The 15,854-nt window shown below is 37.0% G+C and carries 15 protein-coding genes and 1 tRNA gene; 11 read left to right on the plus strand and 5 right to left on the minus strand.

Annotation, left to right across the window (positions count from 1 at the left end):
• Positions 1 to 3 precede the first annotated feature (3 nt).
• The gene (locus K9M53_RS00495) at positions 4 to 627 is read right to left on the minus strand and encodes a TetR/AcrR family transcriptional regulator (protein ID WP_224016958.1); all 624 of its coding nucleotides are present in this window, start codon (positions 625 to 627) and stop codon (positions 4 to 6) included.
• Between the two features lie 196 nt (positions 628 to 823).
• Between K9M53_RS00495 and K9M53_RS00500 the strand changes: the two genes are divergently transcribed.
• The 7 genes from K9M53_RS00500 to K9M53_RS00530 all read left to right on the plus strand — a co-directional run bounded on the left by K9M53_RS00500 (position 824) and on the right by K9M53_RS00530 (position 8,558).
• A complete protein-coding gene (locus K9M53_RS00500) occupies positions 824 to 1,456 on the plus strand; it encodes a DUF502 domain-containing protein (RefSeq protein WP_224016960.1) in 633 nt (210 codons plus the stop codon).
• Between the two features lie 29 nt (positions 1,457 to 1,485).
• Positions 1,486 to 2,463, plus strand: coding sequence for a zinc dependent phospholipase C family protein (locus K9M53_RS00505; protein ID WP_224016962.1), 978 nt, complete (start codon positions 1,486 to 1,488; stop codon positions 2,461 to 2,463).
• A 21-nt stretch (positions 2,464 to 2,484) separates the two neighbouring features.
• Positions 2,485 to 3,063, plus strand: coding sequence for a leucine-rich repeat domain-containing protein (locus K9M53_RS00510; RefSeq protein ID WP_224016964.1), 579 nt, complete (start codon positions 2,485 to 2,487; stop codon positions 3,061 to 3,063).
• A 68-nt stretch (positions 3,064 to 3,131) separates the two neighbouring features.
• The gene (gene serC / locus K9M53_RS00515) at positions 3,132 to 4,226 is read left to right on the plus strand and encodes a 3-phosphoserine/phosphohydroxythreonine transaminase (protein WP_224016966.1); all 1,095 of its coding nucleotides are present in this window, start codon (positions 3,132 to 3,134) and stop codon (positions 4,224 to 4,226) included.
• A 50-nt stretch (positions 4,227 to 4,276) separates the two neighbouring features.
• On the plus strand, positions 4,277 to 5,506 hold the full coding sequence (locus tag K9M53_RS00520) for a DUF1015 domain-containing protein (protein WP_224016968.1): 1,230 nt from the start codon (positions 4,277 to 4,279) through the stop codon (positions 5,504 to 5,506).
• Between the two features lie 126 nt (positions 5,507 to 5,632).
• Complete coding sequence (locus tag K9M53_RS00525) at positions 5,633 to 6,637, plus strand: tetratricopeptide repeat protein (RefSeq protein WP_224016970.1); 1,005 nt, start codon at positions 5,633 to 5,635, stop codon at positions 6,635 to 6,637.
• A 145-nt stretch (positions 6,638 to 6,782) separates the two neighbouring features.
• A complete protein-coding gene (locus K9M53_RS00530) occupies positions 6,783 to 8,558 on the plus strand; it encodes an AMP-dependent synthetase/ligase (protein WP_224016972.1) in 1,776 nt (591 codons plus the stop codon).
• Between the two features lie 2 nt (positions 8,559 to 8,560).
• Here the strand turns inward: K9M53_RS00530 and K9M53_RS00535 are convergent, their stop codons facing one another.
• Positions 8,561 to 8,935 (minus strand): response regulator transcription factor, encoded by a 375-nt coding sequence (locus K9M53_RS00535; protein ID WP_224016974.1) that lies wholly within the window; start codon positions 8,933 to 8,935, stop codon positions 8,561 to 8,563.
• Positions 8,936 to 9,190: 255 nt separating this feature from the next.
• Here K9M53_RS00535 and K9M53_RS00540 point away from each other — a divergent pair, with 255 nt between their 5' ends.
• Positions 9,191 to 9,454, plus strand: a complete 264-nt coding sequence (locus K9M53_RS00540) for a hypothetical protein (RefSeq protein WP_224016976.1) — start codon at positions 9,191 to 9,193, stop codon at positions 9,452 to 9,454.
• Positions 9,455 to 9,477: 23 nt separating this feature from the next.
• Entirely contained in the window at positions 9,478 to 9,690 is a 213-nt protein-coding gene (locus K9M53_RS00545; protein ID WP_224016978.1) for a CsbD family protein, read from the plus strand.
• A gap of 6 nt (positions 9,691 to 9,696) precedes the next feature.
• Here the strand turns inward: K9M53_RS00545 and K9M53_RS00550 are convergent.
• From K9M53_RS00550 to K9M53_RS00560, 3 genes are all read right to left on the minus strand, one after another.
• A tRNA-Arg gene (locus K9M53_RS00550) sits at positions 9,697 to 9,768 on the minus strand.
• Positions 9,768 to 10,364 carry a MarC family protein gene (locus tag K9M53_RS00555; RefSeq protein ID WP_224016980.1) on the minus strand — a complete coding sequence of 199 codons (597 nt, stop codon included), beginning with the start codon at positions 10,362 to 10,364 and terminating at the stop codon, positions 9,768 to 9,770. The genes K9M53_RS00550 and K9M53_RS00555 overlap by 1 nt, the downstream gene beginning before the upstream one ends.
• Before the next feature lie 62 nt (positions 10,365 to 10,426).
• Positions 10,427 to 12,685, minus strand: a complete 2,259-nt coding sequence (locus tag K9M53_RS00560) for a TonB-dependent receptor (RefSeq protein WP_224016982.1) — start codon at positions 12,683 to 12,685, stop codon at positions 10,427 to 10,429.
• Between the two features lie 161 nt (positions 12,686 to 12,846).
• Here K9M53_RS00560 and K9M53_RS00565 point away from each other — a divergent pair, with 161 nt between their 5' ends.
• Positions 12,847 to 14,277, plus strand: a complete 1,431-nt coding sequence (locus K9M53_RS00565) for a TolC family protein (protein WP_224016983.1) — start codon at positions 12,847 to 12,849, stop codon at positions 14,275 to 14,277.
• 125 nt (positions 14,278 to 14,402) lie between these two features.
• Entirely contained in the window at positions 14,403 to 15,749 is a 1,347-nt protein-coding gene (locus tag K9M53_RS00570; protein WP_224016985.1) for an efflux RND transporter periplasmic adaptor subunit, read from the plus strand.
• The last annotated feature ends 105 nt before the right edge of the window (positions 15,750 to 15,854 follow it).

Raw genomic sequence — 15,854 nt, forward strand, 5'->3', positions numbered from 1 at the left:
TGATTATTTTTTATTTCTTTCCTGTTGGTATTTTAAAATTAACTTGTGTCCTTTAGGTGAAGCAAGGCCGAATAAATACTGTATCATTAACCCTTCGTGTATGCCGATCATATTCAATCTCACTTTGCTCTGAAACTCAGGATTAAAAGGCAGCATCATGGTTTCTACTCTAAATCGTGCTATCAATTCAATATTAATATCTGCTCTAAACAGCTCTTCTTTTATCCCCCTGACAATATTTTCCTTTACAACGTTGTACACAAAATCGTTTTTGTGCTTTTGAAATTTGGCAAAAGCATTAGGGTGATACTTTTGCATATCGAACAGCAAAGAAGGATTCATTTTGCTGAACATTTCCACTACCATGTCAATTGCCAGGAAAATTTCGTGTACTGCGTTGTCGGCCGTTTTTACATCGCTAACACAGCATTCCTTGTTTTGTAGCAAAACCTGTTCCACCACAGCATCGATCAGTTCATCTTTATCGGCATAAAACTGGTAAATGGTTTTTTTGCTCATGCCTAATTTGGTGGCAATATCATCCATGCTTACGCTTCTAAAGCCGTATTGCATAAACAGGTCATTCGCCTGTGTTCTTATTCTTTCAACTGTATCTGTCGCTATCATAATCGGGCGCAAAACTAAGGAAACTTTTTGTGTAGCCAAAGTTTCCGACTGTCTTTTTTTACCGTTCATCAAAAATTAATCTGCTTAAGGGTTAATAGGTAAAGACGAAACAGCGAGGTAAATAATTTACTGCTCTTTGCATTTTAGAAAAAAGCATAGCCCGCAATCGTTAACTTTGGTAACTAAATCTTTTATTATGAAAGGATTCGATTACAAAAAGCTGTTTCAGTATTTTTTGCAGGGATTGTTGATATTGGCGCCCATTTCCATTACTTTTTGGGCAATTACTACTGCTTTTAATTTTATTGACGGCATTTTACCCAATTTGGTGGATGCTGTTTTTTCAAGAAAGCCGGGCGATGGGCATATTAACCATATTCCGGGACTTGGCTTTTTAATAATTATCGCCATTGTCTTTTTTGTTGGATACATTTCTTCTTCTTTCATCTTTAATAAGGTTGTTTCTGCATTTGACCAGCTTTTACAAAGAACCCCCGGAATAAAATTTATATATTCAACACTAAAAGATTTCTTTGAAGCATTTGCGGGCGAAAAAAAGAAATTTACTAAAAACGTATTGGCAAATGTGGATGATAACGATGTTTGGCGTGTTGGATTTATTACACAAGATGATATGGAAGAGTTTGGATTAAAGGATTATGTGTCTGTTTATGTACCAATGGCTTATTCGGTAGCGGGAAACGTGTATATCATTCCTAAAAGCAGGATTCGCCCTATTACAAATATCAGCGCTACACAAACCATGAAGTTTGCGGTGAGCGGTGGTGTTACCTCCATCGATGATTATCATCATCACAAAGAAATATAAAAATGCAGTAAATTCACTTAATGTTTAAGATGAGAAAATATTTGCAACGACTTGCTATCATTGTATTGCTGTTAAGCTTTAGCCTGCAATCTTATTGCTGGGGCTTTTTTGGGCACCAGAAAATAAATTACTATGCTGTTTTTTTATTGCCTCCGGAGATGTTGGTTTTGTACAAGCCAAACATAAATTTTATAACGGAGCATGCGGTGGATCCAGATAAAAGAAGGTACGCTGTAAAAAATGAAGCGCCCCGCCATTATATAGACATTGATCATTACGGAAAATATCCATGGACGGAAGTGCCACGCAAATGGAAAGATGCTGTTGCAAAGTTTGGAGAAGATACCTTGCAGGCTTATGGAATTGTTCCATGGTATGTGCCGCAAATGCTGGGTAAGCTTACCAAAGCCTTTAAGGATAAGGATTTTAGCAAGATAATGAAATACAGCGCAGAGATCGGCCATTACATTGCCGATGCACATGTGCCGTTACACGCAAGTGAAAATCATGACGGACAACTCACCAATCAAAAAGGTATCCATGCATTTTGGGAAAGCCGAGTACCGGAATTATTAGCAGATAAACAATTTGATTTTTTTATTGGTAAAGCTGCTTATATAAAAGACCCGAATGATTTTATCTGGGCAAGAGTATTGGAAAGCGGTCAGGAAGCAGATTCCGTTTTATCAATCGAACGACAACTCACCAAAGAATTTGGTCCCGATAAAAAATATTCTTTTGAAGAAAGAAACGGGCAGGTGATCCGTCAATATTCCACAGCGTTTACAATTGCCTTTAATGAACGCTTGAATGGTATGGTGGAAAGAAGAATGCGCCAGGCAATTTTTGCGGTAGCTTCCTTCTGGTACACAGCCTGGGTTAACGCCGGGCAACCAGACCTAAAAGGGTTGGTAGATCAAAAATTTTCTGCTGAAGATGCCAAAGAATTCGAAGAGTTAAATACACAATGGCAATCGGGAAGTAAGATGATCGGAAGAGAAGAGTAATTGCGACATTAATCTTATGTAATGAAAATACTTTTTTCTCAGCCACTATTAACTGTAATTTATTTATGGTGTTTGTCTTGTTCAACACATACTAAATCAATAAAGACATTCCAATCCTTAAACAAAGATTCTGTTTACATAACTTCAACCAGGCTTTTACAAAGCAATAAAATTCCCGATAGTGTTTTTCAAATAAAAAATTTAAAAACCTTAATAGTACATGGGGAAGACTGTGATTACGGAGGTTCAAATTGTTGGATGATAGCAGAAATTCCTGCGTCTATCGGCAACCTTACAAACCTGGATACATTAAGATTAACATTAGGAGCATTCAAAAAATTACCAAAAGAGATCTCAAACTTAAAAAATTTAAGATTTTTAGATCTTACAGACACATACTTATCTGACATTGATAATTTAATATCTCTAAAAAGTCTTGACCAGCTCTTGTTGTATGGTTGTAACTTGTCAAAATTGCCTGATAATATTAGTGAACTAACTCACTTAAGAGTTCTTGGGTTAACAGGTAATAATTTAGATGCCCAGGAAATTAATAGAATCCGGAAAGCGTTGCCCAACTGTAAAGTTCATTTTAATTAACCATCACTCATCTTATCGTCCTTAACCTTATACCTTTTTAGTATCTTTGGCCTCTTAATTTTTTTACAATGAATGCAACGGACCAATTGGTAAAACAGGTGCATAATTTCAATGCAGGACCTTCTATTTTACCTAAAGAAGTTTTTGAACAAGCCGCACAGGCAGTATTGAACTTTAATAATACAGGATTATCTATCCTTGAATTAGGGCATCGTACTTCCACTTTCCAGGCGGTGATGGACGAAGCGCAGTCATTGGTAAAAGAATTGATGCAATTGGATGCTGATCATGAAGTTCTTTTTTTGCATGGTGGCGCCAGCACACAGTTTATGCAGGTGCCAATGAACTTGCTAAACGAAAAAGACACTGCTGCCTATACCGATACCGGTGTTTGGGCAAATAAAGCCATTAAAGAAGCAAAGTTATTTGGCAAGATAGAAGTGGTTTGCAGCTCTAAAGAAAGCAACTATACTTTTATTCCAAAAGATTTTGCCGTACCTAACGATGCTACCTATCTACATATAACCACCAACAATACCATTTACGGTACACAATGGCAAAATATTCCTAAAACAAGTGTGCCATTAGTGGCTGATATGAGCAGCGATATATTAAGTCGTGTATTGGATTTTAATGCCTTTGACATTATATACGCCGGAGCGCAAAAAAATATGGGTTGTGCAGGGGTGAATTTAGTAGTGGTAAATAAAAACAAGCTGGGAAAAGTAAATCGTGCTATTCCAACCATGATGGATTACAGGGTGCATATTAAAGAAGGAAGCATGTTTAATACGCCGGCTGTATTTGCGATATATGTCAGCATGCTTACATTGCGTTGGTTAAAGAAAATCGGGGGTGTAGCTGCCATCGAAAAAATCAACAACGCAAAAGCAGCATTACTTTATAACGAAATAGATGTCAACCCTTTATTTAAAGGAACTACTGCCAAAGAAGACAGAAGCAAAATGAACGTGTGTTTTGTAATGCAGGATGCAACCTTGGAAGAAAAATTTTTAGCATACGCTAAAGAGAATGGTATTATCGGTATCAAAGGACATCGTTCTGTTGGCGGTTTCAGGGCATCTTTGTACAATGCATTGCCGCTTGAAAGCGTAGAATTTTTAGTTTCTTTAATGAAAGAATTTGCTTTAAAACACGGATAAAAACAAAAGCAATACATTTGCGGTTTGAAAACACTGCTTAGAACCAAACGATGATCTCTATTACACCATTTAAAGCGCTTAGGCCACAAGCGCAGTTCGCAAAAAAAGTGGCATCTCGCCCTTACGATGTTTTGAATAGTAAGGAAGCTAAAATTGAGGCTCAGGGTAATCCGCAAAGCTTTTTGCATATCACTAAAAGTGAGATCGACCTTCCCGAAGATACCGATATGCACTCTTTACCTGTGTATGAAAAAGCAAAAGAAAATCTTACTGCCTTTATCAACCGCGATATTTTATTCAGGGAAAATAAAGATTGCTATTACATCTATCAATTAATAATGAATGGCAGAAGCCAAACAGGATTAGTATGTGGTAGCAGTGTAAATGATTACGAAAAAGACCTCATTAAAAAACATGAGTTCACCCGGCCTGAAAAAGAACAGGACAGGATCAATCATATTATTACTACCGGCGCACAAACCGGCAATGTTTTTTTAGCATATAAAAATGTTGCTGAAGTAGATGAGGTTATTAATAAATGGAAGACTGAAAAAGCGCCTGTATACGATTTTATAGCTGATGATGAAATTCAACACAGCATCTGGATCGTGAATGATGATAAGGTGATCAAGCAAATATCAACTTTGTTTAAAACCAAAGTTCCTGCTACTTATATTGCAGATGGCCATCACCGTGCAGCTTCTGCTGCAAAAGTGCGCAAGGCTTTAGGTGAAAATGCACATAATGGCGCCGATATTTTTTTAACCACTCTTTTTCCTTCTGATCAGCTGGCGATACTTGATTATAATCGGGTAGTGAAAGATCTGAATGGATTAAGCGCCGAAGAATTATTAGAGAAATTATCTGAAAAATTTACTGTTGAAAAAGTAAATAAATCAGTTTCACCCGCTAATCTACACGAGTTTGGAATGTACCTTGGTAATCATTGGTATAAGCTAATTTCAAAAGAAGGTACTTATACAAATGATCCTATTGGTGTATTGGATGTAACCATCTTGCAAAATAATATATTAGATCCTTTGCTGGGAATTAAAGATCAGCGTACAGATAAACGCATCGATTTTGTTGGAGGTATACGTGGCTTAGGTGAGTTGGAAAAAAGAGTAAAAAGCGGAGAAATGGCGATTGCCTTCAGTTTACACCCGGTAACCATTCAGCAATTATTTGATATTGCAGATAGTGGAAACGTTATGCCACCCAAATCAACCTGGTTTGAACCAAAGTTGAGAGACGGGCTGCTAACACATTTGATCAATTAGAAATTATAAATAGATTTTAAAAATAAAGCCTCTATTAATAGAGGCTTTATTTTTTATGTTAACGATATCTTTACTAATAAGTCAATAAACAAGTAAACCATTAAACTTTTTTATCTTTACTATACAATGAAAAAATTTATCTCCGTTGTTTTAGTAGTGATGATCACCACTGCAGGCTTTACGCAGGAAAACGTGGGTCAATTGCATGAAAATGCCAGAAAATTTATGTCGCAGGGCGATTACTCTAATGCTGCATTAATATTGAACAAAGCGCATACACTTAGCCCTAATGATCTTGAAGTAACCAAAGACCTTGCATTGAGTTATTTATTTCAAAGCAATAATAACAAAGCGCTGGAAACTATTACACCTACATTAGAAAGAGAAGATGCAGACGATCAATGTTACCAGATTGCAGGAAGCGTATACCAGGCTTTAGGCAGAGCAGATGAATGTGAAAAGCTATATAAAAAAGCAGTAAAAAAATTCCCTTCCAGTGGCGGACTTTATAATGATTATGGCGAACTCTTGTGGAACAGGCAGGATTATTCCGGCGCCACTACCCAATGGGAGAACGGAATTAATGCAGACCCATCGTATTCAAAAAATTATTACAATGCCTGTCGCAATTATTATTTATCCGGCGATAATGTATGGGCGATTTTGTGTGGCGAGATTTTTTTAAACATGGACCCTGCCAGCAGTAAAACACCGGAAATAAAAAATATTTTGTTGGAAAGTTACAAGCTGGTATTTACCAACATAAGCTCTTTATTAAATAAAAAAGACAACAGTAAGTTTACTGCTGTTTTTTTAGAAGCATTAAATAAACAATCCGATTTAGCAGCAAATGGCATTACTCCTGAAACGCTAACGATGATACGTACACGATTTATACTGGATTGGTATCAAAACGATGCAACCAAATACCCGTTTCGGTTGTTTGATCTGCAAAAGCAGTTGTTACAAACCGGCATGTTTGATGCATATAATCAATGGATATTTGGTACAGCACAAAACCTTTCGGCGTATCAAAACTGGACGATCGCTCACACTGCCGAATACAATGAGTTTAATTATTTTCAACGGGGCAGGATATTTAAAATACCCAAAGGACAGTACTATAAATAGAGAGCATAATATTTTAAACGCTTTTATAATCGGTGCTTATCGAAGACAGCATGTAAAAAATTGCTTTTGATAAGAATAAAGGTATTAGAATGGTATAGCAGGATTTCACTATTGACCATTCACTATTCACTACAAACTTGCCATTATGATTGACCACAAAAGATTATTCGATCTGCTGCAATACCAGCTGGATAAATTTCCTAAAAATGATATGCTGGTAAGTAAAGAAGAAGGCGAATGGAAACCATATAGCACTTCGGAGGTTAAGGCAATAGTAGATGCGTTAAGCGCAGGCCTATTGCAATTGGGGTTAAGTGGCAATAACATGCAGGTAGATCAGCAGGATAAGATCGCGTTAATAAGCAAGAACCGACCTGAATGGATATTTTTAGACCTGGCTTGCCAACAAATTGGTGTTATACTTTGCCCCGTCTATCCAACCACCAATCCCAACGAACTGGAGTTTATTTTTAATGATGCTGCCGTAAAATATATTTTCATTAGCGGAGAAGATATTTTACATAAAGTAAACAGCATTCAACATAATGTGAATTCGCTAAAAGCAATATATAGCTTTGACAAGCTGCAAGGCGCTTTATATTGGAAAGACCTGTTACTGGCTAACCAAAACGATCAGCAATTGGATGCCATTAAAGCAACGATCCTTCCACAGCATTGCGCTACTATAATTTATACATCAGGCACAACAGGCACTCCTAAAGGAGTAATGCTAAGCCACTATAATGTTGTAAGCAATGTATTTAATTCAAAAGAAAGTTTTCCTTTTGCAGATTCTCCCAATGGAAAAGCATTAAGCTTTCTACCGCTTAATCATATTTTCGAACGCATGGTTTCTTACATCTATATTGTAAGTGGCATCAGCATTTATTATGCGCAGAGTATGGATACTATTGGAGATGATCTGAAAGAAGTAAATCCTACGCTATTTTGTACCGTACCAAGATTATTGGAAAAAGTATTTGAAAAGATAATGGCAAAAGGAGCTGAGCTCAAAGGCATTAAAAAGAAATTATTTTATTGGTCGATAGCATTGGCAGATAAATATAACAATAGAAAAAGCGGTGGCGTATTGTATGATCTTCAATTAGCCATTGCCAATAAATTGGTATTTAGCAAATGGAGAGAAGCATTAGGTAATAAAGTGGAATTGATTGTTACCGGAGGTGCTGCCTGCCAGGTACGGTTGATACGTTTATTTACCGCAGCAAAAATTCCTATTTATGAAGGATATGGCCCCACGGAGAATAGCCCGGTTATATGTGTAAATAGAAAAGACGATGCAAAGTTTGGAACTGTTGGACCCTGCATTAATGGGCAAGAACTTAAGCTGGAAGCAGATGGCGAGATCTGTGTAAAAGGACCTAGTGTGATGATGGGTTATTACAAGCGTCCTGATCTGACTGCAGAAACAATCATAAACGACTGGCTGCATACCGGTGATATTGGTGAATTGGATAGCGAAGGATTTTTAAAAATAACCGATCGAAAAAAAGAATTATTTAAAACAAGCGGTGGTAAATATGTAGCGCCGCAACCTATTGAAAACCGTTTGAAAGAAAATCCATTGATAGAACAGGCAATGGTAATAGGCGCAGAAAGAAAGTTTACTGCTGCGTTAATTGTTCCATCTTTTACGCACTTAAAAGAATGGATAAAGCAAAACGGATTGTCTTCATTGAATGATAGCGAGATCGTTCATGATCCTAAAGTGTTAGAATTATTTAGTAAGCTGATAAACGAGGACAACCAGGCTTTCAATCATGTAGAACAAATTAAAAAGTTTGTGTTGTTACCTGTTGAATGGACAATCGAAACCGGAGAATTAACGCCTACTCTTAAATTAAAGCGTAAAGTGATCCTTGAAAAATTCAAAGATGAGATAGAAAAGATCTATGGCTGATATTAATTGAGTTGAGAATCATACACAATACCCGGAACTACTCCAAAATCGGGATAATCTAAAAAGTAGTTTACTCCCATCGTTTCGCAAAAATCAATATACTTTTTATTGGAAAGATTGGTTATTAAAATAGCCTTTGCATCTTTCCGCTCATTGCACATCTCTTTTAAAATATTGCTTTTTAACTGCCCGTTCAGGCTTACATCTATCAAAATAAAATCGGGCTTATAATTTTCCATTATGTGCATGGCTTCTATATAATCATTTGCCTGCAATACAACCTGAGCATTGTCGGCTTCTATCATTGAGATAAGATGATTGCTTACGGTGGATTGATTATCGATAAGCAGTACAAGATTGATTTTGTTTGTTGTCATGGCATTGAATTTTATACAACAAAGAAAATATGTTACACACTTAAAAAAAGTAGTATTTAATATGAAGGTGTTGTTGTAAATGACTACAAGCTTGTAATAGATTTACTACAAATCAGCCTTTGAAAAGGTGGTTAAAGGGATATTAAGAGTATATATTTTCTCTGTTATGTAGAAGTTTCTTCTCAATACCATTTAAACACCGACTGAATTATCTGGCATAAATATTTATTTATAAGATATCTAAATAACTATTTTATGAAGAGATTCTTATTAATTGCAGTAGTGATGATCCTGATTTCGACTGTAAGTTTTGGACAGGTAAAGAATAGCGATACTTTAAAAATTGCGGATACTATACCATCGCTCAACAACAGAACTCAACCGCCCGGCGGCTTAACTCCCGGGGCTAATACTATGCCCAACAATACAAATCCTAATGCGCCGGTAACGCCCAATACGCCAAGCACAGCACCCAGCACATCACCGGGTAATCCGCCCCCGCGATCAACTCCGTATTAATAGTTAACTTAAAATATTGAACTATGACTTACAATTTAAAGCTGGAAAGACCTTGGGAAGAAGTAAAAGAAAAGCTTAAAGAAGCGGATAGCGAACTTAGTGATGAAGATTTGAAATATGAACCGGGAAAAGAAAATGAACTTTTAGGAAGGGTGGGAAAAAAGATTAAGAAATCGATAGATGAAACTAAAAAATGGATTGAAAGTGTTGCCGGGAATGAAGGGAAAGCATCTTGACGGTTGTGGCCTCGCCAGGAATCGAACCTGGATCTGGAGCTTCGGAAACTCTTATACTATCCATTGTACTACGGGGCCTATTTGATCAATCCATGCACATTAGCGCTAAATATTTTTACAGCGATGGCGAGCAAAATTACACCGAAAAACTTTCTGATAACTAATAATCCGTTGGGGCCTAAAACTATTTCCAACAACTTTAATGATTTTAGCACAACATAGATAACAACGCAGTTTATAAGAATAGCAATAAGAATATTAATATCGTAATAACCTGCTTTTAAACTCATGATAGTAGTTAATGTGCCTGAGCCCGCTATGATGGGAAAAGCAATAGGCACCACACTTCCGCTGGCCCTCGGGTCTTTTTCCGGTTTAAAAAATTCTATTCCCAATATCATTTCCAACCCTAAAATAAAAATCACGATGCTCCCGGCTACGGCAAATGATTTAATATCCAATCCCAGGAGATTTAAAAACTGCTCACCAAAAAATAAAAAGATGATCATCAATATGCCGGATACAACGGTAGCCTGTGTAGCGTGGATAGGTCCGCCGAGTTTTTCTTTCATGGCAATCAATACAGGAATAGAACCTAACATATCAATTACAGCAAATAATGTAAAGGAGATCGTTAGAACTTCCTGGAAGGAAATATGTCCGAAGTTGAGCATAGTTAAAGATTAAAGAAATTTTCATCATTCTCTATTCCTCTTCCACAATTAAAAGATACTCATTATAAATTAAACTTCAGCTTTAATCCGCCATAAAAATTTTTCGGTGCGCTTGGATTAAAGAAACGATTGCCAGCTGCATTCAGATCATTCCCTAAGCTATAAGGTGTGTTGAATGAATTATCAAAAGCAATATAAATTTCCGATTGTAACAGTTTGCTGAGGTTCTTTTTATAGCCAACTCTTCCTGATAATAAATTGTATTGTTTTGCAAAAAATGTATTGGCATCATCTAAAGCAATTTTATCGGTATAAGAATAAGTAAAGTTTCCGTATAACCCCGGCGTAGTTTCAATATCGGCACCCAAAACAAAAACGTTTGGTGCAGTTCCGGGTAGTTTATTACCCGAATAATCTTTACCGTCTAAACTATACTCATCAAACCTTGCATAAATAAAAGTATAATTGCTCCATAGCTTCAATGTTTTTAAAAAAGCTGCCGCATCTTTTATGGGGTAGTAAATAACAGCCAGCTCAATACCATGCTGATCGGTTTTTCCTTCGTTTACGAAGTGTTGAGCTCCGGCTGAGTCTGTACGGCTAACAATAGTATTGTTTAAGCCCGAAATATAAAACGATGCATCCACTGATAATTTGTTTTTGATAATATCGCCTCTTGCACCGATTTCATAATTCATTCCGTCTTCTGCGTTTAATGTTTTATTAAAGATGCCATCACTTGCTACTACTTCTGCAATAGAAGGTGGAGAAAAGCCTTTGCTTACGGTAAGGTATGTACTAAAACCAGCGTTTATTTTTTTAAGTATAGATATCCTGGGAATTAATTCAGGATCAAAATTTCTACCTTGATTAATGGCGGGTAGCGTATTTACCTGTAAAAAATTATAATGATAATTATTGTAGCTCAGGCCTGCATTTATAATAACATTTTTAGGTAAGGTTACAGATGCCTGTATAAAAATATTGTAGATGGAAGCGTCTATTTCCTGGTCGGTCATTAAAGTATCTATATTGCCGGCATTATTAGCAAAGGTCCTGGTATTGGTAAAGGTGTATTGATACTCGCCGCCAAAGTTTAATTTAAAATTCTCTTGCTGATATTGAGTAATGGTTCTTCCTCCATAACCCTGCTCTGTTCTTCGTTCATAATTGCGAATAGTAGGATTGCTGAAGTGTGTAGAAGATGTATAAACGCTTGTTGTATTATCCCAGTGTTCGTTGAATTTATAAGCATGGGAAAGTCCGCCGTAAAATGTTTTAACAAAGATAGCGGCCTGCTGTGCAACAGCACCGGGAAAGCCGCCGCCTGCAGATCTTGCTTGTTTTGGATCTGCAAGCATTTGCGCTAAAGTTAAACCACCCGGGGTTTGATAATACAGATCGCTATAAAGAATATTGCATTTTACAGATTGTTTTTCTGTAACGGAAAAATTGCCTGTGTAATTGGCAACATCACGGCGCATGGCTGTTTGTGTACGATAGCCATCGCTTTGTAAATGAGAAAAGCTTAGTGCCGAATTACTTTTATCTGTACCATTTAAATAAGTAACACCCGAGGAAAACGTTCCATAACTGCCGGCAAGAGAATTTACAGAAAGGCTGTTCTCATTTTTAGCAGCAGTTTGGCTGGTTAATAATACCACTCCGTCTGTGCCTGCGCCATACATGCTGCCGCCGGAACCTTTTAATATTTCGATTTTGCCAATATTGGTAAAGCCCAGCTGTTGAAGATATGTATTGCCGTTAGCATCTGTAAATGGAATGCCATTCCAGTAAACTTTTACATTGCGTACACTAAACGGGGAACGTAATAAATTTCCTCTTATTGAAAGGCGATAGCTACCCGGGCTGCGTTCATCCATTTTAACGCCGGGTACAGTATTTATCGGTGCTACCAGCGATGCATCATTATATCTTTCCAGGTCTGCCTTGCTTAAAACGGCTACCGATACGGGAATATTGATAAGCCTGGTATTTTGTTCATATGCATTTACGGTTACTCCTGCTAAAAGAGTATTGCTTTGGTTTAAAAAGATGGTATCTTTTTGATCGCTTACAATTGTTTTTGTAGTGATATCAAAGCCGCTGTGTGTAAAAGAAACGGGGAGAGAATTTAAACTATCTGAAAAAGAAAAATTTCCTGCACTATCGCTTATTGTAATTATTTTTTTGTGAATGCTGATACTTACACCTTGTATGGGATGACTACTACTGTCAAAAACAATACCGCTAAAAGTAAGCTGTGCCTTAGCAATCCAACAAAATGTTAATGATAAAAAAAGAAGTAAATATTTTTTCATTGTTCGAAAAGTACTTTACAATGTTGGATTTGGTTTGTGTAATGTTTCAAATATAGTACCAATTAGAGATATTCTATCTGTCCCTTATCAGGTATATCGGCCGATAGCGCCACTTATAAAATGAATTATTTCATTAGAATACGATGAATTATTTTTGTTATATGCTTTACCGGGTAATCTTATTGTTTTTTCTAGCCGCTGGAATTTTTTCTACCTCCTATTCCCAGGAGAAATGGGATTTGCGCAAGTGTGTAGATTATGCGTTAGCCAATAATATTTCTATTAAGCAATCGGATGTGCAAGCTAAGATCACTGCATTACAGTATAATCAAAGTAAGCTTAGTCAATATCCAACTTTAGGCTTTAGCGGCAATACAAGCTTTAATAGTGGATTGCACCAGGATCCTACATCATTTGGATTAATTACTCAAAATTATGTTGGCGCTCAATTGCAATTACAAAGCAGTGCTCAGATTTTTAATTGGTTCAGCAAACAAAATACTATAGCAGCCAATCATTGGCAGGCAGAAGCTGCCAAGGCCGGTACAGATAAATTAAAAGATGATATTTCTTTAACAGTAGCAAATGCGTACCTGCAGGTTCTTTTATCGAAGCAACAACAGAATATTGCGGAAATTCAGCTAAAACAATCAAAGGCACAATTGGATAATACAAGAAAATTAGTGGATGCTGGATCATTGCCTGAATTAAATGCAACAGAACTGGAGTCGCAGGTGGAAACAGACAGTGCAAATTATATAACAGCCAAAGGAAATGTAGATCTGAATATTCTGCTGTTAAAAGCCAATATGAATATTGATGCAGCTGCACCTTTTGAAGTAGATGAGCCGCCTGTTGAATTAATTCCGGTTGAAAAGATTGCTGATCTTCAGCCAGATGCTGTATATGCTTTAGCCCTGACGAACCTTCCTCAACAAAGAGTAAATGATTTTAAATTAAGATCATTACAAAAAAGTGCGGATGTTTCTAAAGCTGCTATGTATCCAATATTCTCAGCTTTTGGAAGCATTGGTACAGGTTATAGCAGTCGGGGTACAGAAATAACAAGCTCTTACCTGGTGAATGAAATTGGGAGTGTTACTGTGGGCAACACAAGTTATTCTGTAACACCATTAGCCCCTATAACTAATTACAATTATGGTAAAACAGCTTTTTTTAAACAGCTTAACACAAACCGGGGAGAAGCGGTTGGAATAAGCTTGAATGTTCCCATCTTCAATGGCGGCAGCTATAAAACCAATTGGCAAATAGCCAAGTTAAATGTACAAAACCAGCAACTGCAAAAAGATGCCGATAATCAAAAGCTGAAACAGGATATTTACCAGGCTTATAATGCCGCATTGGTAGCGCTTCAGAAATTCAGCTCCAGTCAAAAAGCGGTAGATGCTGCACAACGCAGCTATGACTTTGCACAGAAACGGTATGATGTAGGTATGTTAAGCACAATTGAGTTGATCACGAATCAAAACAATTTATTAAGCGCCAAATTGCAAAACGTACAAAATCAGTTTGATTATGTTTTTAAAATGAAAGTGCTGGAATTTTATAAAGGGCAGGGATTAAAATTATAGTTATTGGCTAGGAGCTAAAGCGATCATATATCGTAAATACAAGATGCTTAATGGTATGCCGATGCAGTGAGTGACACAATGATGTTTAATAGTAGCACAAAAGCTAAGTACAAAATAGTTATATTATGAGTAAAACAGTTAAATGGCTTTTATGGGGAACGATAGGACTGGTTGTTCTATTGATCGTGTTGAAAGTAGTGGGTGCTTTTGGAAAAGATGAAGGCATTAAAGTAACTGCAGAAAAAGTGCAGCGGAGAAGTATAACTGAGATCGTAAATGCAAGCGGAAAAATTTATCCTGAAATAGAAGTAAAAGTAAGCTCGGATAATAGCGGAGAAGTAACAGAACTAAATGTACAGGAAGGTGATACGGTAAAGAAAGGACAGGTGCTGGCACGTATTTATGCGGATGTTTATTCTATTCAACGTAACCAGGCGGCAAGTGGTGTGTTGCAAAGCCAGGCACAGGTGGCAAACTCACAGGCAGCCATAGACGCATTGAAAGCGCAACAGGAGCAGGCACAGCGCACCTATGATATGCAAAAGAAATTGTACGATGAAAAAGTGATCAGCACCAATGAGTTTAATGTAGCGGATGCAAACTTAAAAAGCGCTATTGCTAACTATAAGGCGGCATTACAGGGTATTCGCAGCGGACAGGCAAATGTGCAGAGTGCGCAGGCTAACCTGGATAAGGCAAATAAAGATCTAAGTCGTACAACCATTACAGCACCAATGGATGGCGTAGTGAGCTTGTTAAATGTAAAAAAGGGAGAGAAGGTAGTAGGTAATAATCTAATGGCAGGCACCGAAATGTTGCGTATTGCTGATATGAGTAAGATAGAAGTAAGAGTGGATGTTGGGGAAAGTGATATTCCAAAAGTTCATTTAGGAGACAGCGCTCTGGTAGAAGTAGATGCCTACAACAGCAGAAAATTCAAAGGAATAGTAACGCAAATTTCAAGCAGTAATAATGGTGCTGCAACTGAAAGTTCATCCACCAATTCAAGTACGGATGTAACCAATTATAAAGTGTACATACGCTTGTTGCCGGAAAGCTATACGGATCTTCTTGGCAAAGGAGCTTTCCCTTTTAGACCGGGAATGAATGCCAGCGCCGATATACAAACCAAAACGCATACGAATGTATTAAGTGTTCCTATCAATGCCGTAACACCAAGAGAAAAAAACGATTCATCGGTTGTTGGTAAAAAAACAACGGATAATGTAGTAGCTACTTCATCCACCGATGATATGGAATTGGTTGTGTTTGTGTTAAATAAAGAAGACAATACGGTTAAAAAAGTAAAAGTAAAAACCGATATCCAGGATATTAATTATATAGAAATTACCGAAGGATTGAAAGGAGATGAAACCGTAATAACGGGTCCTTATGATGTAATAAGCAAAACATTGAAACCGAAAGATAAAGTTCAGGTAGTAGATAAAAACGCTTTATATACTGCAAAGTAGCCCGGTTTTCAAATAAGATAATTAATAGTTAACATCACTCAAACAGCAATGGCTATTGCAGGCCAGTTCTTTTTTATCTATATTGCAATTGATTTATAACCCATT

This window comes from Ferruginibacter albus, assembly GCF_020042285.1.
Classification (GTDB): domain Bacteria; phylum Bacteroidota; class Bacteroidia; order Chitinophagales; family Chitinophagaceae; genus Ferruginibacter; species Ferruginibacter albus.